Origin of the sequence: Vannielia litorea, from assembly GCF_018424695.1 — a bacterium.
GTDB lineage: Bacteria > Pseudomonadota > Alphaproteobacteria > Rhodobacterales > Rhodobacteraceae > Vannielia > Vannielia litorea_A.
The window spans coordinates 1-20152 of sequence record NZ_QTNQ01000080.1 but is presented as its reverse complement, the minus strand read 5'-3'; the positions used below and the strand labels follow the sequence as shown (position 1 = coordinate 20152).

The 20152-nt window shown below is 68.6% G+C and carries 19 protein-coding genes and 1 pseudogene; all 20 read left to right on the top strand.

Annotated features, from left to right (window positions below):
- Positions 1–249: 249 nt before the first annotated feature.
- On the top strand, positions 250–1092 hold the full coding sequence (locus tag DYI42_RS19590) for a hypothetical protein (RefSeq protein ID WP_213548262.1): 843 nt from the start codon (positions 250–252) through the stop codon (positions 1090–1092).
- Positions 1093–1416: 324 nt separating this feature from the next.
- The gene (locus tag DYI42_RS19585; protein WP_213548260.1) at positions 1417–2097 is read left to right on the top strand and encodes a hypothetical protein; all 681 of its coding nucleotides are present in this window, start codon (positions 1417–1419) and stop codon (positions 2095–2097) included.
- Between the two features lie 207 nt (positions 2098–2304).
- Positions 2305–3597, top strand: coding sequence for a site-specific DNA-methyltransferase (locus DYI42_RS19580; RefSeq protein WP_213548258.1), 1293 nt, complete (start codon positions 2305–2307; stop codon positions 3595–3597).
- Positions 3598–3609: 12 nt separating this feature from the next.
- Positions 3610–3921: a hypothetical protein gene (locus tag DYI42_RS19575; protein ID WP_213548256.1), complete on the top strand. Its 312-nt coding sequence runs from the start codon at positions 3610–3612 to the stop codon at positions 3919–3921.
- Entirely contained in the window at positions 3905–4645 is a 741-nt protein-coding gene (locus tag DYI42_RS19570) for a terminase small subunit (protein ID WP_213548254.1), read from the top strand. Before DYI42_RS19575 ends, DYI42_RS19570 begins: the two co-directional genes overlap by 17 nt.
- Positions 4642–6777 carry a terminase gpA endonuclease subunit gene (locus DYI42_RS19565; RefSeq protein WP_213548252.1) on the top strand — a complete coding sequence of 712 codons (2136 nt, stop codon included), beginning with the start codon at positions 4642–4644 and terminating at the stop codon, positions 6775–6777. The genes DYI42_RS19570 and DYI42_RS19565 overlap by 4 nt, the downstream gene beginning before the upstream one ends.
- A gap of 8 nt (positions 6778–6785) precedes the next feature.
- Positions 6786–6986, top strand: coding sequence for a phage head-tail joining protein (locus DYI42_RS19560; protein ID WP_213548250.1), 201 nt, complete (start codon positions 6786–6788; stop codon positions 6984–6986).
- Complete coding sequence (locus DYI42_RS19555) at positions 6986–8449, top strand: phage portal protein (RefSeq protein WP_213548248.1); 1464 nt, start codon at positions 6986–6988, stop codon at positions 8447–8449. The genes DYI42_RS19560 and DYI42_RS19555 overlap by 1 nt, the downstream gene beginning before the upstream one ends.
- A 3-nt stretch (positions 8450–8452) precedes the next feature.
- Positions 8453–11047 carry a S49 family peptidase gene (locus tag DYI42_RS19550; RefSeq protein ID WP_213548247.1) on the top strand — a complete coding sequence of 865 codons (2595 nt, stop codon included), beginning with the start codon at positions 8453–8455 and terminating at the stop codon, positions 11045–11047.
- 91 nt (positions 11048–11138) lie between these two features.
- Positions 11139–11474, top strand: a complete 336-nt coding sequence (locus DYI42_RS19545) for a DUF2190 family protein (RefSeq protein ID WP_213548246.1) — start codon at positions 11139–11141, stop codon at positions 11472–11474.
- 11 nt (positions 11475–11485) lie between these two features.
- Positions 11486–11821 carry a head-tail joining protein gene (locus DYI42_RS19540; RefSeq protein WP_213548245.1) on the top strand — a complete coding sequence of 112 codons (336 nt, stop codon included), beginning with the start codon at positions 11486–11488 and terminating at the stop codon, positions 11819–11821.
- Complete coding sequence (locus DYI42_RS19535; protein WP_213548244.1) at positions 11818–12015, top strand: hypothetical protein; 198 nt, start codon at positions 11818–11820, stop codon at positions 12013–12015. The genes DYI42_RS19540 and DYI42_RS19535 overlap by 4 nt, the downstream gene beginning before the upstream one ends.
- Positions 12012–12431 (top strand): hypothetical protein, encoded by a 420-nt coding sequence (locus DYI42_RS19530; protein ID WP_213548243.1) that lies wholly within the window; start codon positions 12012–12014, stop codon positions 12429–12431. Before DYI42_RS19535 ends, DYI42_RS19530 begins: the two co-directional genes overlap by 4 nt.
- A 27-nt stretch (positions 12432–12458) precedes the next feature.
- On the top strand, positions 12459–12848 hold the full coding sequence (locus DYI42_RS19525; protein ID WP_213548242.1) for a phage tail tube protein: 390 nt from the start codon (positions 12459–12461) through the stop codon (positions 12846–12848).
- 74 nt (positions 12849–12922) lie between these two features.
- Entirely contained in the window at positions 12923–13276 is a 354-nt protein-coding gene (locus tag DYI42_RS19520; protein WP_213548240.1) for a hypothetical protein, read from the top strand.
- 148 nt (positions 13277–13424) lie between these two features.
- Positions 13425–15677 carry a phage tail length tape measure family protein gene (locus tag DYI42_RS24745; RefSeq protein ID WP_213548238.1) on the top strand — a complete coding sequence of 751 codons (2253 nt, stop codon included), beginning with the start codon at positions 13425–13427 and terminating at the stop codon, positions 15675–15677.
- Entirely contained in the window at positions 15674–16186 is a 513-nt protein-coding gene (locus DYI42_RS19510) for a DUF1833 family protein (RefSeq protein ID WP_213548236.1), read from the top strand. The genes DYI42_RS24745 and DYI42_RS19510 overlap by 4 nt, the downstream gene beginning before the upstream one ends.
- The gene (locus DYI42_RS19505) at positions 16183–16644 is read left to right on the top strand and encodes a hypothetical protein (RefSeq protein ID WP_213548234.1); all 462 of its coding nucleotides are present in this window, start codon (positions 16183–16185) and stop codon (positions 16642–16644) included. Before DYI42_RS19510 ends, DYI42_RS19505 begins: the two co-directional genes overlap by 4 nt.
- Positions 16641–19307, top strand: a complete 2667-nt coding sequence (locus tag DYI42_RS19500; RefSeq protein WP_213548232.1) for a hypothetical protein — start codon at positions 16641–16643, stop codon at positions 19305–19307. Before DYI42_RS19505 ends, DYI42_RS19500 begins: the two co-directional genes overlap by 4 nt.
- Positions 19304–20152 (top strand): annotated as a pseudogene (locus DYI42_RS19495) (hypothetical protein); the annotation flags it as partial. The gene DYI42_RS19500 and the pseudogene DYI42_RS19495, both read left to right, overlap by 4 nt.

Below are 20152 nucleotides of genomic sequence, written 5' to 3'. Positions count from 1 at the left end.
ATAAGAGACAGGGCTGGGGGTGACGGCAAGTCGTTTCTAGGCGAACCCTGCAAACTGCCTCCCAAGGCTCCCATGCCTCCCACGGCGTTGGTTTTATCCTTTCCTTCTCGGGCCTTACGTCTTCGGTGGATGCGGCTTTCTGCCTCCCACTCTCCCCCTGTTGCCTCCCATGCCTCCCATAAAAAACAACGGAGGATCAACAATTGGTGGAACAAGGGCGAAAAGCCACAACATCTTGAGAGGGTGAGAATGGGTAAAGGGATCACAGCAGCAGAGAGGGCGGCGATTGAGGCTTTCGAGCGAGAGAACGGCGTGACCCGGCTCACGCCTGAGCCGCGCCCGGCGCCGCCTGCCGCGCCGCTGCCGGAGCGGCTCCACACCCCGCGCCCGGCCTCGCGCCACATGCCCCGCGCCCGGGGCGGCATGCCGGGCACCCGCGCCGCGCCGCGCGCCGTCTCGATCCGCCAGTTGCTCGAATGGGCCTTCCGGGTGGAGCGGGCGAGCGTGGACTTCGGCCCCGCCGCCGACATCGTGAACCCGCCGCGCACCGTGGGCATGGAGTTCATCCTCATCGAGCGGGCGCGCCTTGGCTGCCAGGTCGATGGCGGCGGGCGCAGCGCCATCCACCCCGATGCCGACACCGTGGCCAGCGCCGTGGCGGCCCTGCCCGAGGCCAACGGCGGGCGGCGCATGGCCATCTGGATCGCCGAGCTGGCCCGCGAGGGCGCAGAGCCCGACTGGATGCCCGGCGCGCGCCCCCGGCTGGAGCCGGTGGAGTGGTTCACCAACCGGCACGGGCGCTTTCCGGTGACGGCGGATGCGGCGTGCCTTGGCGCGCGAGGCTGGCCTGCGGTGCGGCGCGTCTCCCGCAAGGGGCGGCTGCACCTCGATCCGGTGCTGTTCACCCCCTGCCACTGGCCGGTGCGCGCCGAAACCATCGCCGCCGCCCGCCGCCGCTGGCTCGATTGGTGCATGGCCCTGCTCACCCTGCGCACCAGCTTTCAGGTGTATGGCGGGCTCACCGCCTTTCGCCTGACCGATGAGATGCCGCCGTTTCAGCCGTGGCGGGGCCGGGAATACACAAGGTGTTGACAGCGAATCATCTAGGGGGCTAGACATAGTGCCAGCACCACACGAGCGCCCGAGGCAGAGATGCCCCGGGCGCTTCGCGTTTGGGATGGGCGGCTTTCCTGGTGAAGAACACGAAGCCGCATCCGCTCTGAACCGTATTCACCGATGGGAACGGTGCCAGGAAGGAGAGGGCGGGCCGCTGCGGCGGACATAGGAGGCAGCTGCTCAGGCCTCAAGCATGACCGCAGTCGAAGCCGCCGCACCCAAAAGGCGGCAGGGCAGGAATACCAAGGGGAAAGAGACCGGCACCCCGGCCATAGCTGGCCACTGGGCGCACGAGGCGCGATGGTGGCCCCGGTCTCCGGGCGGGTGGAAGGCCCGCATCCAGTTCGAGAGGCGGCCATCGTGATCAACATCGGAGACAACATCGCGGCCTTCGAGCGGCAGATGTCCGACTTCGCCCGCTCGCAACTGCCCTTCGCCACGGCCATGGCGCTGAACGACACCGCCGCCGATGTGAAGGACGCCGAAGAGACCGAGCTGGCCAAGGCGCTGGACCGGCCCACGCCCTTCACCCGGCGCGGGCTCTTCGTCAGCCGCGCCAGCAAGCGCAAGCTGACGGCCATCGTCGGCTTCAAGGATATTCAGGCCGCCTATCTGGCCTTGCAGGTGGAGGGTGGCCGCCGCAGCCCCAAGGGCCGGGCCATCCTGGTGCCGGTGGGCCAGCGGCTGAACAAGTATGGCAACATGCCGCGCGGCGCGGTGGCCCGGATGCTGAAGCGCCCCGATGTCTTCGTGGCCTCCAAGAGCGATCCGAAGACCAAGCATCTGCGCCCCGGGATCTACCAGCGCAACAGTCGCAAGGGGCGGCGCAATGCGGCCCCGAACCTTTTGGTGGCCTTCGAGGATGAGGCGCAGTATCGCCCCCGGCTGCGCTTCGACCATGTGGCCGAGCGCCGTGCGTTGGCGAGGATCGAGCGAAACTTCCTCCGCCGCCTCGAACAGGCCCTCGCCACCGCCCGATAGGCCCTTGGGTCCTTCCTTCGCCCCCGCCGCACGGGGGTAATTCGCGCCCCGTTGGTTTTGAGGGAGTGAGAGAAAACCGTGGTTTCTCACGGGGTTGTTGTTGTTGTGCTGTTCGCGGCATGGAGATCAGAATGAAAATCGAGCAGATGGCCCTGAAGGATCTGGAGCGGTTCGAGGGGAATTCCCGACTTCACTCCGAGGGGCAGGTTGGCTGAGATCGCCGCGTCGATCACCGAGTTCGGGTTTACAAACCCCATCCTGGTGAATGCGTCGGGGCGCATCATTGCGGGGCACGGGCGCCTTGCTGCCGCCGAGAGCCTCGGGCTCGATCGGGTGCCGGTGGTGCGGCTCAAGCACTTGTCCGAGGCGCAGGAGCGCGCGCTGGTCATCGCTGACAATCGTATCGCGGAAAACGCGAGTTGGGATGAGGAGCGGCTGACGCAGGAGGTTGCTGCGCTGCAGGCCGAGGGCTTTTCGCTGGATCTCCTGGGCTTTGAGGAGAAGGAGCTGGAGGCCCTGCTGGCGAGTGTGGCTGAGAATGAGCCCGTGGTGCTGCCGGGGGATCCGGAGGCGGTGCCGGATCTCGAGGATGATCCGGTGACGCAGCCCGGCGATCTGTGGGTGCTGGGCGAGCACCGCCTGCTCTGCGGTGACGCCACCTCGATCGAGGCGCTGGAGCGTCTGATGGGTGGCAGTCTCGCTGACGCCGTCTGGACCGATCCGCCCTATAACGTGAATTATCAGACCGCCGCCGGCTCGATTGCGAATGACAACCTCGCCGCTGAGGAGTTTCAGGCCTTCCTCCGGGCGGCCTTCGATGCGCTTTTCGCCGCGATGAAGGACGGGGCCGCGATCTATGTGGCTCATGCCGACACCGAGGGTCTGGCCTTCCGCTCTGCCTTTGCTGGCGCTGGGTTCAAACTCTCCGGATGCCTCGCCTGGGTGAAGCCGTCGCTGGTGCTGGGCCGATCGGATTACCAGTGGCGCCACGAGCCTATCCTTTATGGGTGGAAGCCTGGCGCTGCGCATTCGTGGTTTGGGGGCCGCGCGCAGACCACCGTGCTCGAGTGGGAGGAAACACCTGCCGTGCGCGCCCTGCCCGATGGCACGCTCCAAGTTGACGTGGGCGACCAGACGCTGGTGGTGTCGGGCTCTGACATTAGCCTGTCGATGCTCGAGGGCTCGGTGGTGCGGGTGGCGCGACCTCGCCGCAACGATGTGCATCCGACGATGAAGCCCACCGACCTCATCACGCGGATGCTGGAGAACAGCACTCGCCCTGGCGCGGTGGTGCTCGATCCCTTCGGGGGCTCCGGCTCCACCATCATGGCATGCGAGCTGACGCGCCGCGTCGGTCGATCGACGGAGCTGGATCCGGGCTACTGCGACGTGATCGTGCGGCGCTGGCAGGAGGCAACGGGCCGGCTCGCCACGTTGGGTGAGTGCGAAGGCTTTGAGGCCGTTCGGGCGACCCGTGAAGCCGAGCGGGCGGCAGCGTGAGGGCGATGATCAATGCAAGATGAGTCCATTCAGCCCGACGCCTCGAACCCCCGCGCAGTGCGGGATGCCATTGCCGCGCAGAAAGAGGCGATCGAGCTTAAGAAACTGCAGGGCGCGCTGGTCGACAGGAAGGCCGCGGAGGCCCATGTGCGGCTGTTGGCGCGACAATTCCGTGAGGGGTTCATGCGTTTCGCCGAAGAGGTTGGCCCGGAGATTGCCGAAGAATTCGGTGCTGACCCGGATGCAGTGGTAGAGCGCCTGGCTCGGGCCGTTGAGGCGCGCCTGGAAAAGGTGGCGGGAGTCAAAGTTGACCTCGCCGGTTAAATACCTCGGCGCTGAGGCCGTCCTCGCTGCCTGGGCGGAGGGCCTGTGCCCTGCGCCCACCGCTGAGCAGGGTGGCAGCGTGCTCGCGCGGACCATGGGGTGGAAGACGCGCGCCCTCTATCCGTTGCCTGATGGCGTCGAGGACGTTGTTGTCAACCGCTCGCAAATCGCCCGGGCGCTGGCGGTGTCGGAGCCGACGATCACCAAGTGGATCGGCGCCGGCATGCCGGTGCTCGAGGAGGGTGGCAATGGCCGCGAGTATGCCTTCCAGCTCGGGGACTGCTACGCGTGGCGCATGGCCCGGGAGGCGGAGGCCTCGGCGGCACGAGGCGCGGCGGAGGCGGCGGCCTCACAATTGGCGATGCAGTTCATCGGGGCCGATGAGGGGGACGATCTCGCCGGGCTCTCGGCGCTGGAAATCGAGCGCCTGTCTGACGCCGCCTACAAGCGCAACCGCACCGCCGAGCAGCAGGGCGAGCTGGTGCGGGCGCATCGGGTGCGGGCGCTCTTCGAGAGCATGATGGTGCTGATGGTCAACACGCTGGAGGCGCTGCCGGATTATGCCGAGCGCGAGTTCGGGCTCACGCCTGAGCAGGTGGAGCGGCTCCAGGCGCGCTGCGGCAAGGCGCTGAACGACTGCCGCCAGCAGTTGGAAGAGCTGACACGCGGCACCGGCGAGGTGGTGGCGATGACGGGCGGGCAGGAGGCGCTGCCGCTCGAATGATCACCATGCCCGATGCGCGCCTGCGCAGTGCCGCCGACATTCCGCCGCTGCCGCCCTATGCAAAGGCGGAGGATTGCCTGGCCGACGCGCTGCCGCTGCTGGCCCCTTCGGCCCGGCTGACAGTGACCGAGGCCGCCGAGCGTTACATCAAGGTGCCCTCGAATGGCACCTGGCAGACCTTCGACCGGGAGGTGACGCCCTACATGGTGGAGCCTGCGGATGTGACCCAATCGCGGCTCTTCAAGGCGGTGGCGCTGATGGGGCCATCGCAGACCGGCAAGACGGTGCTGCTGCAAACGGTGGCGGGCCACGCGGTGATGGTGAAGCCCTCGACCGTGCTGATCGTGCACATGGACGGCAAGAGCCGCGACATCTGGGTGGAAGAGAAACTGGATCCGATGATCCTGAACAGCCCGGCGCTGGCCGAGCGGCTCGGCCCGGCGCGGGAAGACAGCACCTTCAGCCGCAAGCGCTTCAAGGGCATGCGGCTGCTCATCGGGATCCCGACGCCGCGCATTCTCTCGGGCGGCACATACCGGATGGTGCTGCTGACCGACTACGACCACCACCCGCAGCTTCTGGGCGGCAAGGAAAACCCGGAAGGCTCACCCTTCGGCCTGGCGATCAACCGGATCAAGGAGGCGGGCAGCTCGGGCTGCGTCCTGGCCGAGAGCAGCCCGGCCTGGCCGGTGATCGACACAAGCTGGCGGCCCGCTGCGGAGGCTCCGCACGAGCTGCCGCCCACGGCCCATGGCATCGCGGTACTCTACAACCAGGGCACGCGGGCAAGGCTCTATTGGGAGTGCCCCGATTGCGGCGAGGAATTTGAGCCGCGCATCGACCGGCTGCACTACGATGCCGACCTGGAGCCCGGCGCGGCGGGGGCCAGCGCCGAGATGGAATGCCCGCATTGCGGCAGCCTGATCGGCCACCGCCACAAGGCCGAGCTGAACCGGGCGATCCTGAAGGGCCGGGGTGGCTGGCGGCATGAGGCCAGCGATGGCCGGGTGGTGGCGCTGGACGATGCGGCGCGGCGGCAGAGCCCGATTGCCTCCTATGCGCTGAACGGCGCGGCGGCGACCTTCGCGAGCTGGGCCGACATCGTGGCCCGGCTTGAGGCAGAGCGCCGCCGGGCGGAGGCGATGGGCGACTGGAGCGAATACGCGAAGGTCATCTACACCGATGTGGGCCTGCCCTTCGCCCGACCGCGCAGCGAAGACGAAGAGGCGCTGACCGAGGCCTTCCTCGCCGCCCATGCGCATGAGACGCCCAAGGGCACGGCGCCGGAGTGGACGCGGTTCATCACCGTGTCGGTGGACGTGCAGGATACCTACTTCCCGGTGCAGGTGACGGCCTGGGGCGAGGGCGGGCGGGCGCAGGTGGTGGACCGCTTCGACCTGACCCGGCCACCCGAGGGGGCGCCGAACGCCGAGCGGGATACGGAGGGCAACAGCCGCCGGATAATGCCGCCGAAATACCTGGCCGACTGGCAGGTGCTCGAAGGCCTCGCCGCCCGCGTCTGGCCGGTGGAGGGCCGGGGCTGGGGGCTGCGGCCCGTGGCCTGCACCGTGGACTTCCAGGGCTCGCCGGGCGTGTCGGACAATGCCGAGGCCTTCTGGCGCGCGCGCCGCAAGGCAGGCGAGGGCAAGCGGTGGTTCCTGACCCGGGGCCACGGCGGATGGCGGCTCCAGGCGCGGCATTGGTATGCCAGCCCCGAGCGCGGCCATGACGGCAAGAAGGCCCGCGCCATCAAGCTGCTGAACATCGCCACCGACCGGGTGAAAGACACCGTGGCCGCGATGCTCACCCGCGCCGATGGCGGCGCCGGTGCGCTGGTGGTGCCCGGATGGATGGCCGAGGAAGGCCGCGCCGAATTCGTCGCCGAAGAGCGCGGCGACAAGAAATGGGAAAAACGCCGCGGCCACCTGCGCAACGAGGGTTTCGACCTTTCGGTGCAGGCCCGCGCCGTGGCCGAACACCTCGGCATGATGAAGATCACCGATTGGGCCTCGCCCCCCGCCTGGGCGGCGGAGGGGGAGGCCAACCCGCAGCACGTGAAGATGGAGGCGGGGGCGCTGCCCGAGGCGGCGCCCGCCCCGAAACCGAAATCGCCGCCCCGGCGGCTGTTCTGAGGATCACCATGGCCTATACGCAAGCCGACCTGACCGAACTTCAGAGGAACATGGCCAAGGGTTTGAAGGTTGCTCAGGTGGGCGGTGAGCGGGTGGAGTTCCGCACACTTGCCGAAATGCAGCGGCTGGAAACCCGGATCAAGCGCGAGTTGGGCGAGAGCATCCCGGCCACCTTCCAGACCATCCGCACCGAGACGGGGTGGCGCTGATGAGCAAGCCCCGCCGCCCGCTGGCCGCGCGCCTGAACGATCTCATCGCCCCGATCTCGCCCGCCTGGGCGGCGCGCCGTCAGGCGAGCATGGTGGCCTACCACCGGGGGCAGGCCCTGGCCGCCCATTACGATGGCACGGGGCGCGGCGCGCGCGGCGCGGACTTTCGCCGGAATCGCACCGATGCGGTGCTGGCCGGGCGCTATGACCGCGAGAGCCTGAGCTTCGTGGTGCGCGACATGCTGCGCAACAACCCTGTGGCGCGCCGGGCGCAGCGCCAATTGATGAACGGCATCGTCGGCCAGGGCATCGTGCCCTCGGTGCACGTGGAGGGCGCCGAGGTGGAGGGCAGCCTTGAGGCCGAGCTGAAGGCCGAGGTGGAGCGGCTGTGGAAGGCCCATGCCATCGAGGGCCGCCACATCGACGCGGGCGGCAACCTCAACCTCTTCTCGATGCAGGGTCTGGTGGCGGGCACGGTGGTGGGCGATGGCGAGGTGCTGCTGCGCCGCCGGTTTCGCCGCCCATCGGACGGGCACCCGCTGAATTTCCAGGTGCAGGTGCTGGAGGCGGACTTCCTCGACGCGCAGGTGGATGGCGACCTCGGCAACGGGCGCTTTGCCGTGGAGGGCATCGAGTTCAACCCGATCGGGCAGCGCGTGGCCTATCACATCTATGAGCACCACCCGGGCGGGGCGCGAGGCATGCTGCCCAAGTCGCGCCGGATCCCGGCTGAGAACATCATCCACGTCTTCGACGTGATGCGCCCGGGGCAGGAGCGCGGGATGAGCTGGTTTGCCCCGGTGATCACGCTGCTGCACGACCTCCACAAGTACCAGGATGCGCAGGTGAAGCGGCAGGAGGTTGCCTCGCAGTTCGCCGCCTTCTGGAAGACGGAAAAGCCACAAGACCTCGGCGACACCGCGATGAGCGCAGGTGCGATCATCCAGATCCCGGACGACGAGGATGTGATCTTTACCGATCCGCCCAGCGTGGATGGCTATGAGCCCTTCATGGCCCAGACCATTCGCACCATCGCGGCGGCGATGGGCCTGACCTATGAGCAGCTTTCGGGCGATCTGCGGCGCGTCAACTACACCTCGCACCGCGCCGGGCGCATGGCGACCGACCCGAACATCGCCGACTGGCAGCGCAACATGATGATCGGGCGCGTCTGCCGCGGGCTGGAGGCCTGGATGGCCGAGGCGGTGCAGGACATGGCCGACATTCCGCCCACGGCCTACCGGATCGACTGGACGCCGCCGCGCCGCCCGCAGGTGGACCCGGGCAAGGACACCAAGGCCGATGCCGATGAGGTGGCCGCCGGATTTGCCAGCCGCCGCGAGAAGATCCGCGAGCGCGGCAAAGAGCCTGAGAAGGTGGAGGCGGAGATCCGCGAGGAGCGCAGCGCGCTGCCCGCGCCTGCGCCCGCCGCCGCCCCGAAACAGACCGAGACCGAGGAGTAACCCATGGCCCCGAATGCAATGAACATCGCCACCCGCATGTTCAACACGCCGCACCTCATTTGCCCCGAGAAGGCGGCGGTGATTGCCCAGGCCTTCGGCCCCCGCCTGCTGGGCGGCGAGGCGCTGGACGTGGTGGGCGCGCCGCAGGCCGAGGCCCGCGACTTCGAGCAGCCCCGGCCCGGTGCCACCATCATCGGCGACGATCTCTACCGCTCGGTGAAGAAACGGGGCGGCTACCTGAATTACCAGGGCGTGGCGGTGATCTCGGTGACGGGCACACTGGTGCGCCGGGGCAGCTACATCGGCGAAAGCTCGGGCCTGACCTCCTACGAGGGGCTCTCGGCGCAGATCCGGGCAGCGGCGGAAGACCCGGAAGTGCGGGCCATCGCGCTGGAGATCGACAGCTTCGGCGGAGAAGCGGCGGGGGTGTGGGGGCTGTGCGGCGAGATCCGGGCGGCGCGCGAGCTGAAGCCGGTGCACGCCTTCCTGGCTGAATATGCGCTCTCGGCGGGCTATGCCATCGCCGCCCAGGCCGACCGGATCACCGTGCCGCCCTTCGGCCTCGCAGGCTCCATCGGGGTGGTGACGATGCATGTGGACATGAGCGCCCAGCTCAAGCAGCAGGGCGTGAAGGTGACGCTCATCCACTCGGGCGCCCACAAGGTGGAGGGCAACCCGTTCGAGGCGCTGCCCGAGCCGGTGCGCGCCCGGATCGAGGAAGAATGCGATGCGCTTCGGGTGACCTTTGCCGAGCATGTCGAGGCGGGGCGCCGGGGCCGGGTGAGCCTGGCCGATGCGCTGGCCACCGAGGCGGCGACCTTCCTTGGCCCGAAGGCGGTGCAGGCCGGGCTGGCCGATGAGGTTTCGGAAGCGCGGCCCGCGTTCATGAAGCTGGTGGAGGCGCTGAACCCGCCCGCGACGGCGGCGGCGCTGCCTGCGGCGGCGGGCCCGGGCTTTGCGCGGGCGCTGGCGCGGGTTGGCAACGTGCAGGAGGTGCCCGCCGCCTTGGCTGACATCCTCCATGGCGCGGAGGCCGGTGCGATGGACAACCTTGTGCATCATGGCCCGCTCTCACCGCTGGCCCCGTCAGTCCAGGCCGTGCTTCGTCCCATCACCTATCGCCAACACCCCTCGGCCCAGGCCGAGGAAGCCGATTGCAGCTCCGGCTGCGCAACCGGGGCCGATGGCCCCTCAACCAAGGAGAAAGAGATGTCGAAAGAGACTCTCACCCAGCCGGACGCCGAAGAGCAGAAGGCACCCCCTGCCACCGAGCAGGACACCAATGCCGCCGCCGATGCGGCTGCGCAGGCCGAGCGCACGCGCGCCTCGAAGATCACCGCCAAGGTGCAGCAGGCGGGCCTGCCTGCCAACCTCGCCGCCGAGCTGATCGAGAAAGGCACGAGCCTTGAGCAGGCCTATGATGTGATCCTCGACAAGAAGGCCGAGGCGGCGAATGACGGCGGCGAGATCCGCAACCAGGTGGGCGCCGCCGTGGTGACCGGCGACGTGGTGGACCGCTCGATGAAGGGCATCGAGGCCTCGCTGCTGGCGAAGGTTGGCCTTGAGGGCGGCGAGCGCAACGAGTTCTCCAGCTTCTCGCTGGCCGAGCTTGCCCGCCACACCCTGACCGCCCGCAACCTGACCTTCACCGGCAGCCGGATGGAGATGGTGGCGGCGGCCTTCCAGCCCTCGCTGGCGGGCGGCTACCACGGCACCACCGACTTCGGGAACATCCTGGAGAACGTGGCCAACAAGTCGATGCTGAAGGGCTGGATGGAGGCCGAAGAGACCTTTCCCCAGTTCACCTCGCGTGGGATGTTCAGCGACTTCAAGCCGACGAGCAGGGTGCAGATCGACGCCTTCGACACGCTCACCGAGGTGCCGGAAGACGGGGAGTTCAAATATGGCACCATCGACGACCACAAAGAGACGGTGGTGGGTGCCACCTACGGCAAGATGTTCGGCCTCACCCGGCAGGCGATCATCAACGACGATCTCGATGCCTTCTCGAAGGTGCCGCTGCGCATGGGCCGCGGCGCCAGGCGCACGGTTGGCAACCTGGTCTATCTGGTCTTCACCGCCAGCCACGTGATGTCGGATGGAGTGGAGCTTTTCCACGCCGATCACGGCAACCTGGCGGGCTCGGGCGGTGCGCCCAGCGAGGCCACCTTCAACGCGGCCTACAACGCGATGGCCACCCAGACGGACCGCAGCGGCAAGGCGACCCTGAATATTCGCCCCGCCTATGTGATCTCGGGCTACGCCAACCGCTCGGCGATCCTGCAGACGCTCAACAGCGAGCATGCGCCGGATGACACCGCCAAGAGCGGCACCACCAAGCAGGGCCGGGCGGCCAACACCGCCTACAAGATGGTGGAGCCCATCTTCGATGCGCGGATCACCGGCAATGCCTGGTTCATGTCGGCCAACCCGGCGATGCACGATGCGATCGAAGTCAGCTACCTCGACGGTGTTGATACCCCCTTCCTCGATCAGCAGACCGGGTGGAACCGCGACGGCACCGAGTTCAAGGTGCGCATCGACGTTGCCGCCAAGGCGCTGGCCTACCAGACGCTCTACAAGAACGCCGGCGCCTGATCCGGCGCTGATGGACTGACCGGGGCGCCCCCATAGCGGGGGCGCCCTTTTTCGTGGTGCCTCTCTCCCCTTCCTCCGAAAGGACAGACAAATGGATAACTTCGTTCAACATGGTGACGTGATCGGCGTCACCGCCCCTGCCGATGTCGCCTCGGGCGAGCCGGTGCAGGTGGGCAAGCTCCTTGGCATCGCCACCGGCGCGGCCAGCTCGGGCGACACGGTGCAGATCAAGCGCACCGGCGTTTTCTCCGGCGTGCCCAAGGCCACCGGCTCGGCCTGGACCGTGGGGGCCCTGCTTTACTGGAGCAGCGGCAACTCCAACTTCACCACCTCTGCCTCGGGCAACACGCTCGCGGGCGTGGCGGCTGCGGCGGCGGGCTCCGGTGACACCACCGGCTCGGTGCTGCTCGACGGCGCGGCGCGCTAAGGCCCGCCCGCGTGACGAGCCTCTTTGACGGCATGGCCGGGCTGCTTTCGGGCGTGTTCGGCGGTGTCGTCACCCACACCCCGGATGGCGGCGCGGGCATGGCCACCGAGATCGAGGGCGTCTTCCGCGAAGATCCGGTGGACCTGCCGGGCGAGGACAACCTCGGCGAGCTGCGCTGGATCACGCCCACGCTGGCCGTGACCGAGCCGGTGGCCCTGACCCTCGAAGAGGGCGACGTGATCGAGCCCGGCAACGGCAAGAGCTACCGGGTGCAGCCCGGCGCCCAGCCCTCGGGCTCGCCCGCCGCCGACCGTTTCTGGACCTTTCCCCTGGAGGAAATCGAATGACGAAAACCGTGAAAATGCGCGCCCTGATGAGCCTGCCCGCCAACAAGGGCAAACCCGGCTGCCTCGATCGCAAGGCGGTTGCGCGCGGTGGCGAGTTTGACGCCACGCCGCAGGAGGCGCGCGACCTGCGCCAGATGGGGCAGGCCGAGCCCGTGACCGCCAAGGCGGCCAAGCCCGAGGCGCAGGCCAAGTGAGCTATCGCAAGGCGCTGCGGGTTGCCCTGCGCGCGGCGCTCGAAGCCGAGTTTCCCGCCGCAACCTACCGCCCCGCGATGGCGCAGGCGGGCGGCGGGAAAGAGCTGCCGGAGATGACGGTGCGGATCGCGCGGGAAGACACCCGCGAGATCGACGGCACCCATGTGGCCCGGCACCCCTATGTCACCGTCTTCTACCGCATGAGCGGCGGCGATGACCTGGAAGACGATCTGGACGACATCGCCGCCGCCATCGAGCCTCTGGTGATGCCGATCCTGGAGGCCACCCCAGGCGTGCAGCTCTGGGGCCTGGGTACGACCGAATTCAACATCGAGGGCGGCGCGGAAAAGCGCGTGGGCTCTCTGACCATGACCTTCGAGGCGGAGTTCTACACGCCCGAGGGCACCCCCAACTGACCACACCGAGCAGCAAAGGAGGCCGCCATGGCGCGCCATTCGGGAAAGAACCTCAAGGTGAAGCTGGACAGCAACTTCATCGACGGGTGCCGTGATTGGGAAATCACTGAAACCTCGGAGACGGTGGACCTCACCGCCGCCGGGGATGCCTGGAATTCGCACGAGGCCACGCAGAAGAGCTGGAACGGCAGCTTCAACTGCCTGCGCGACGATGAAGACACCGGCCAGGCCGCGCTGGCGGTGGGCGACAGCGTGACCATCGAGGCCTACTCGGAGGGGGATACCACCGGGAAGGAGTATTTCACCGGCACCTGCACCATCACCGAGATCGGCGCGGCCACCGGCTACAGCTCGGAGGCCACGCGCAAGGTGTCTTTCATGGGCAACGGCGCGCTCTCCAGCGCCACCGTCGCCTGACGCCGCCCGCGCGCCCCGCCGCGCAGGCGGGGCCGCACCCCTGATTTTTCACCCAAGACAAGGACTGCCCCGCGATGACCGCACCTGCCCAGCCCAACTCCATCCTCGACGCCATCACCGCCGACTTCCGCAACGCCCCGCTGAAGGAGGTGCCTTCGGAAAAATGGGGCTGCACCTTCTACTTCCGCCCGCTCTCGCTGGCCAAGCGCCGCGACATCGGGCGCGGTGTGGCCTCGGATGACCACGAAGAGCTGGTGATGCGCCAGTTCATCGCCTGCGCGCTCGATGCGCAGGGCAAGCGCATCTTCGATGACAGTGCCGAGACCAAGGCCGCGCTCCAGGGCGGTGCCGATGCCAACGAGATGATCCGGATCATCGGCATCGTGAACAACGATGGCGCCGCCGAGGGCGACGCAAAAAACGACTGAGGGGCGATGCGGAGGCGATTGGCGTTCTACAACTCGCCTTCGCATTGAAGAAGTTTCCCCATGAAATCGAGGCCGGGCTGAGCGTGGAGCAGATCAACATCTGCCTCGCCTTCCTTGAGCTTCAGGATGAGCAGATGAGGCAGGGCCAATGATCAAGGGCATCAAGTTTCCGATCACCGCCGACCCGCGCACGGGCGCCGCCATGAGCACCGTCAAGGCCCAGCTTGGCGGGATCAAGGGCGCGCTGCGCACGGTGAACGACATGGCCCGCAGCGCGGGCCGCTCCATGCGCAATGTCGGGCTGGGCATGAGCGCAGGCATCACCGCACCGCTCACCATCCTCGGCAAGGATGCGGTGAAGCTCTTCGACATTCAGAAGCAGGCGGAAGACTCGGTGCGCCAGGTGCTCAACTCGACAGGCGGGGCCTCGGGCAAGTCTGCGGATCAGCTCTTCCGCATCGCCAGCGGGTTGCAGGAGATCAGCACCTATGGTGATGAGGATATTCTGCGGAATGTCACCGCGCCGCTGCTGACCTTCACCCAGATCTCCGGCAAGGAGTTCGACCGGGCGCAGAAGGCCATCCTCGATGTTTCGACCCTGCTGAAGATGGACCTAAAGAGCGCCTCGCTCCAGGTGGGCAAGGCGCTGAACGATCCAGTGGCGGGCCTTTCCGCGCTCAGCCGTGCGGGCATCACCTTTTCCGAAGATCAGAAGGCAGTGATCAAGTCGCTGGTGGAGACGGGCAAGGTGGCCGAGGCGCAGAGCCTGATGCTCGATGAGCTGGAGCGCCAGTTCGGGGGGCAGGCCGAGGCTGCGGCCCTCGCCCCGCTCGGGGCGATGAAGCAGCTCAGCAACGCCGTGGGTGACCTCAAGGAGCAGTTGGGCGAGCAGATCGTGCCCTTCCTGGTGCCCCTGGTGCAATCCGCCTCCAAGGCCGTGAAGTGGTTTTCCGATCTCAGCCCTGCCATCAAGAAAAGCGTGGTGGTGTTCGGCGCGATGGCGGCCATCGGTGGTCCGGTGCTGGGCTTTCTCGGGCTTGCCACCATCGGCATCGCCTCGCTCACCACGGCCCTCGGGGCCATGGCCGCCGTGATCTGGCCCATCACCGCCGTGGTGGCGGCCATCGGGGCCATCGCGGCAATCGGCACTTACGTTTATCGCAATTGGGACGGGCTCGGCGGCTTCTTCCGCAACCTCTGGGGCGACATCAAGGCGGTGCACGTCAGCGCCCTGCAGACGCTGAAGAGCGAGGCCGAGAAGTATTCGCCCGAGACGGTGCGCGCCATCGAGCAGACATGGACGGCCCACGCGCAGGTGCTGGGCACCATCTGGAAGGGGCACAAAGACGCCTTTTCGACAGCATGGACGGGTATTCGCGACCTCGCGCGCGGCGACTTCGCCCCGGCCAACCTGTTCTACCAGTGGGACACCATCGGCACCCGCTTCAGCATGAGCATGGACGGGGTCAAGCAGGCCCTCATCGCCAAGTGGGAAGAGATCAAGCTGGCCGTCGCGCAATGGCCGGAGGATTTTATCCAGCTCGGGCGTGACCTGGTGGCGGGCCTCACGCGGGGTATCGAGGAGGCCTGGCAGAACGTCACCCAGGGCATCGCCGACAAAATGAACAGCGTCACCTCGGCGGCAAAGGCGGCCCTTGGTGTGCAATCGCCCTCCCGCGTGTTCAAGCAGATCGGCCACTTCCTGATGGAAGGCCTTCAGCTTGGCATCGAGGGCGGGGCGCCGCTGGCCGAGGGCGCGATGAAGGGCGTGACCGAGAAGGTCATCAAGCCGCTTTCGGGCACGGGCGTGAGCCAGATCGCGGGCACGGTAAAGTCGGCCTTCTCCGGCCTGTTCCAGACCATCGTGAGCGGCTCCGGCTCTGCCGCCGATGCGGTGAAGCGCCTGACCGATGCGCTGCTCTCGATGGTTCTGGAAAAGAGCATCTTCGGCGCGCTGGCGGGCCTCATGCCCTCGATCTTCGGCGCGGGCGGCACCATCCCGCTGGTGGCCAACGCCAAGGGCAACGCCTTCGCTGGCGGGCGCGTGGTGCCCTTTGCGACGGGTGGCATCGTCTCGGCGCCCACCGTCTTCCCGATGCGGGGGGCCACCGGCCTCATGGGCGAGGCTGGGCCGGAGGGCATCCTGCCGCTGGCGCGCGTGCGCGGGCGCCTCGGGGTGAATGCGGCGGGCCTGGGCGGTGGTGGCCAGGGCGGCGGCACCGTGGTGCAGGTGATCGACCAGCGCAGCGGCGGCGCTCCGGTGGAAACCCGCCGCGAGCGCGGCCCGGATGGGCGCGAGATGGTGATTGCCGTGATCGCCGATGCCGAGAACGAGGGCCGGTTTGACGCGCAGCGCCGCGCCCGCACCGGCACCACCGTGCAGAAGGTGCGGCGCGGATGACCACGCGCGACATCCCCGAGGCCGTGCTGGCGCGGATGGAGGCTGCCGACAGCCCCGATGCGCTGCTCTGCTTCCTGACCATCTCGCACCCCTCGCTTGCCACGCCGCTGCGGCTGGTGAATGACGTGGTGGACTATGACCGGGATGGTGCCCTCTTCACCGGCCTGCCCTTCGAGTTCACCCCGCTGAGCGAGGATGAGCGGGCCGGGCAGGGCGAGCTGACGGTGCAGAACATCTCCCGCGAGATCGGGCTGGCGATCGACGGGTTGGACGCCCGCCCGCAGGTGGCGGTGGAGATTTGCAGCTCGGCGGACTTCGACCTCACGGTGGAGCCGCGCGAAGAGCTGACCACCCCGGCCAGCATCTACGCCTTCGCGGGCTTCGAGATCACCGAGGTGGAGGTGACGGCCATCGAGGCACGCGCCCGCATCGCCCTGCGCGACATCGACGGCGAGCCCTGGCCCTACATCCGCGCCACCGAGGCGCGCTGCCCGGGGCACTTCAAGTGAGCGACTGGTGGGGCGCCTACGTGGGCATCCCCTACGGGCGCGGCCCTGGCGAGCTGGAGTGCTGGGGCCTGGTGGCCCGTGTCCTGGCCGAACAGTGCGGGCTGGACCTGCCCGCCTATGGCGAGACCTCGGCGGCCTATCTTGGCGCCCTGGCCGCATGGCGGGCGGGAGAGGGCAGCTCTGAGACCATGGCCGCCGCCCGCGCCCGGATGGAGGCCGAGATCGACGCGGGCCGTGCTGCCGAGTGCTGGCGCGTGGTGGAGGCCCCCCGCGCCTTCGATGTTGCGGTTATGTGCCGCCCCTCGCGCGGCGCGCTGGCCCGCCCCGGCCATTGCGGCGTGATGATCGACGGCGCCCGCGTGCTGCACACCCTGCCTGCGACTGGCGCGGCGGTGGCCCCCATCGGCCACCCTGCCGTGCCCCGCCTGATCGAATACCGGAGGCATGTGAGCCTGTGACCGTTCTTTCCACCTACCGCGCGCCCTTCCACGCGGGCTTTCCCGTGGTGCGCCAGCAGATAGAGGGGGCGAGCCTGGCCGAGATGGTCGCGGCCACGCCCGAGCTGCCCGAGGGGTTTGCCGCGCGCGGCGTGATCGCGCTGAACGGTCACCCGGTGTCGCGCGCGTATTGGGGGCAGGTGCGGCCCAAGGCCACCCTGCCGAATGGCGCGCGCGTCGAGGTGGGCTTTTTCCTGCCCCATGCGGGCGGCGACGATGGCGGCGGCAAGGTGTTTGCCGCCGTGGCCTCGATCGCGCTCATCGCGCTCACCGGGGGCATCGCGGGCGGCGCGCTGACGAAGATCGGCTTCGGCTCGGCCTTTGCCGCCGGCAGTACCGGGGCCTACCTGGCCGCCGGGGTGGTGGGGCTGGTGGGCCAGCAGATCATCGGCGGGCTCAGCCCCACGCCCGCGATCCCCGATCAGGGCAGCTATGACCGGGAGGCCAGCGGCCCGGCCAGCGTGAGCGGCAACCTCATCGAGCCCAACGGCCCGATTCCGCGCGTGGCGGGCACCCGGCGGCTGTTTCCGCCGCATATGACGCCGCCCTTCACCTATTTCGACGGGAACGATGAGGTGGTGGAGGCGGTGGTGGGGCTGGCCGGGCCGCATGCGTTCAGCGACATCCGGGTGGATGGTGCGCCCATCGCCCAGGCCGCCGGCATCGAGTTCGAGGTGCGCGAGGGCCGCCCCGGCGATGCGCCGCTGAGCCTTGTCACCCGGCAGGCCCATGCGCCCGGCATCGGTGAGCCGCTGTCCAAGCACACGGTGGCCGACAGCGACAACCGCACGCTCGAAAGCCAGTCTGGTGCCCTCTCTGACGCGCTGCCGCAGACGCGGATCCTCGCCACCCGCGAGGCCCCCGATGAGGCGCAGATCCAGCTCGCCTTCCAGGGCGGGCTGCACAAGAGCGCCGATGTGTCCAAGGACATGCGCGTGCCCTTCCGCCTGCGTATCCGGCAGGTGGGCGCCGATGACTGGGTGGAGCTGCCCGAGCTGCACTACCAGGCCGCCGATCTGGCCACCCGGCGCGGCGTGATCCGCCTTGTCTGGACCGATGACGCCACCCTTACCCCAGCCGCCGCGGCTTCGGGCGGCTGGGTGGAGGCGCGCACCACCTCGCCGGGGCAGACCGAGGCCCCGGCCACCACCACCCGCGCGGCGGCCTCTTACTTCCACGATGGCGCGGGCGACACCTGGATGGATTCGAACAACCTGGGCAGCACGGGGCTGGAGCACGTTTCGCTGGACCGCTTCGAGGCGGTGATCGCGCTCGACACGGCCACATACCCGAAGGGCCGCTACGAGGTGGAGCTGCTGCGCGGCGCGCCCTTCCGGGACTCCAATTACAGCGCCTCAAGCTACGAGGTGTCGGGGGTGGTCTGGGATCTCTTCGGCTATCAGGAAGACGGCGGCCAGAAGATCGTGGAGAGCCGCGCCGAGGTGAGCGACGAATGCTACCTGATGCGCTTTGCCAGCATCTGGAACGAACACCCCGCCCCCACCGATGACCTCGCCCTGATCGCGATCAAGGCGCGGGCGCGGACGGTGAGCGAGCTTTCGTGCCTCGCCTCGGGGCTGGTGCCCGATTGGGATGGCAGCGCCTGGCGCGGGCTGGTGGCCACGGCCAACCCCGTACCGCACCTGCGCGATGTCTTCGCCGGTCGCCTCAACCGCGCCGCCGTGCCTGCCGCCGTGATGGACGACGCCGGGCTGGTGGCCTGGCGCACCGCCTGCGCCGCCGCCGGGCAGGAGGTGAACGCGGTAATCGAGGATATGTCGGTGAGCGGGGCGGCCAGCCTCATCGCCGCCTGCGGCTATGCCCGGCCCACCATGGCCGATCTCTGGGGCGTGATGCGGGATTATGACCGCAGCGCCGAGGCCCCGGTGCAGATCTTCACCGCGCGCAACATGCGCGACTTCCGGATGCAGAAGGTGCTGGCCCGCCGCCCCGATGGCTTCCTTGTCAACTTCCGCGATGTCGCGCGCGATTTCGAGGCGCGCCAGATCACCGTGCCCGACAGCGCCCGTGGCGGCGAGCTGGAGCAGGTGACCTATGAGGGGCTGGTGACCGAGGCGGAGGTGCGCGCGCGGGCTGAATATGACCTGCTGTCAACCCGCCTGCGCGCGGCCACCTACAGCTTCGCCGCCCCGGCCATGGCCATCCTCTGCCGCCGGGGCGCGCTGATCGGGGTGGAGCAGGACGTGATCACCCGCCGCACCGGCGCGGCCCGCGTGGCCAATTGGGCCGAGAACGGCGCGGGCGAGGTGACCGAGATCGACCTCGACGCCGAGGTGGAGGTGCTCTTCGAGGATGACATGCACGCCGTGGCCGACATGCACGCGGTGGAAGACATGCACCTGGTGGGCGTGGTCTCGGCGGTGGCGCTGCGCCGCACCGATGGCTCGATCACCACCCACACGCTGACGGGCACCAGCGGCACCACCAGCACGCTCACGCTGGCCACCCCGATCTCGGGCGAAGACCTGGCCGAGGGCGTGATGGCCGTGGTGGGGCCTGCCGCCCGGGTGCTGCGCCGCATGATCGTCATGGGCATCCGCCCCCGCGCGGGCCTCGAATTCACGCTGACCTGCAAGGATGAAGCACCGGAGATCTTCGCATGAGCCTCAACATCAACAAATCCACCACCGTTGGCGCGATCACCGGCGATGATTACATGGATCAGATCGCCGGGCTGCTGGAGCGGCTCTTCGGCTATGCCACCATCCCGCTCACCAGCGTGGGCGGCACCGGCGATGCCATCACGGCCTCGATGCCCGCGGGTGAAACCGCCGACCCGCTCACCGAAACCGCGCAATACGCCCTGATCTGCGCCGCCGCCAACACCGGCGCGGTGACGCTGAACATCGCCGGCGGCGGGGCGGTGCCCGTGCTCGATGCCTCCGGCGCCGCGCTGACCGGCGGCGAGCTGTCCGCCGGGCACATCATCGAGCTGGCCTACCGGGGATCGGATTTCCTGATCACCTCCGACCTGCCGGGCGGCGTCGGCGCGGCCAGCCCCTTTGACTGGCAGGAGTTCACCGCCAGCGGCACCTGGAGCAAGCCTGCGGGCCTCAGCGATGACACCCCGGTGCGGGTGCGCGCCTGGGGCGCTGGTGCCGGTGGGGAGCGCGATAATATCACTGCCGGATCGGGCGGCGGCGGTGGCGCTTTCGTCGAGCAGGTGTTTCGCCTCGGCGATTTGCCCTCTTCCGTGGCCGTCACCATCGGCGCGGGTGGGGCTGGGGCCACCTCGGTGGGCCTCGGCAGTGCGGGCGGAGCTACCAGCTTCGGTGCGCTGCTGACGGCAGCGGGCGGCGCTGGCAATGCCGGCGGATCTGTGCAGAGCGGTGTCGTCGATGCTCATTGGGATGGCGGTGCGCCAGGAGTCTCCGCCATCTGGGGCGGCGCTGGGGGCGGCGGTGGCTCTGCGGGTGTCAGTCAGTTTGGCGGGAATGGTGGCGCCCAG

Excerpts from the sequence above, each read along its gene's own strand:
- DYI42_RS19590 (WP_213548262.1), top strand. The coding sequence starts at position 250 with ATGGGTAAAGGGATCACAGCAGCAGAGAGGGCGGCGATTGAGGCTTTC.
- DYI42_RS19585 (WP_213548260.1), top strand. The coding sequence starts at position 1,417 with ATGGTGGCCCCGGTCTCCGGGCGGGTGGAAGGCCCGCATCCAGTTCGA.
- DYI42_RS19575 (WP_213548256.1), top strand. The coding sequence starts at position 3,610 with ATGCAAGATGAGTCCATTCAGCCCGACGCCTCGAACCCCCGCGCAGTG.
- DYI42_RS19565 (WP_213548252.1), top strand. The coding sequence starts at position 4,642 with ATGATCACCATGCCCGATGCGCGCCTGCGCAGTGCCGCCGACATTCCG.
- DYI42_RS19560 (WP_213548250.1), top strand. The coding sequence starts at position 6,786 with ATGGCCTATACGCAAGCCGACCTGACCGAACTTCAGAGGAACATGGCC.
- DYI42_RS19555 (WP_213548248.1), top strand. The coding sequence starts at position 6,986 with ATGAGCAAGCCCCGCCGCCCGCTGGCCGCGCGCCTGAACGATCTCATC.
- DYI42_RS19550 (WP_213548247.1), top strand. The coding sequence starts at position 8,453 with ATGGCCCCGAATGCAATGAACATCGCCACCCGCATGTTCAACACGCCG.
- DYI42_RS19545 (WP_213548246.1), top strand. The coding sequence starts at position 11,139 with ATGGATAACTTCGTTCAACATGGTGACGTGATCGGCGTCACCGCCCCT.
- DYI42_RS19535 (WP_213548244.1), top strand. The coding sequence starts at position 11,818 with ATGACGAAAACCGTGAAAATGCGCGCCCTGATGAGCCTGCCCGCCAAC.
- DYI42_RS19525 (WP_213548242.1), top strand. The coding sequence starts at position 12,459 with ATGGCGCGCCATTCGGGAAAGAACCTCAAGGTGAAGCTGGACAGCAAC.
- DYI42_RS19520 (WP_213548240.1), top strand. The coding sequence starts at position 12,923 with ATGACCGCACCTGCCCAGCCCAACTCCATCCTCGACGCCATCACCGCC.
- DYI42_RS24745 (WP_213548238.1), top strand. The coding sequence starts at position 13,425 with ATGATCAAGGGCATCAAGTTTCCGATCACCGCCGACCCGCGCACGGGC.
- DYI42_RS19510 (WP_213548236.1), top strand. The coding sequence starts at position 15,674 with ATGACCACGCGCGACATCCCCGAGGCCGTGCTGGCGCGGATGGAGGCT.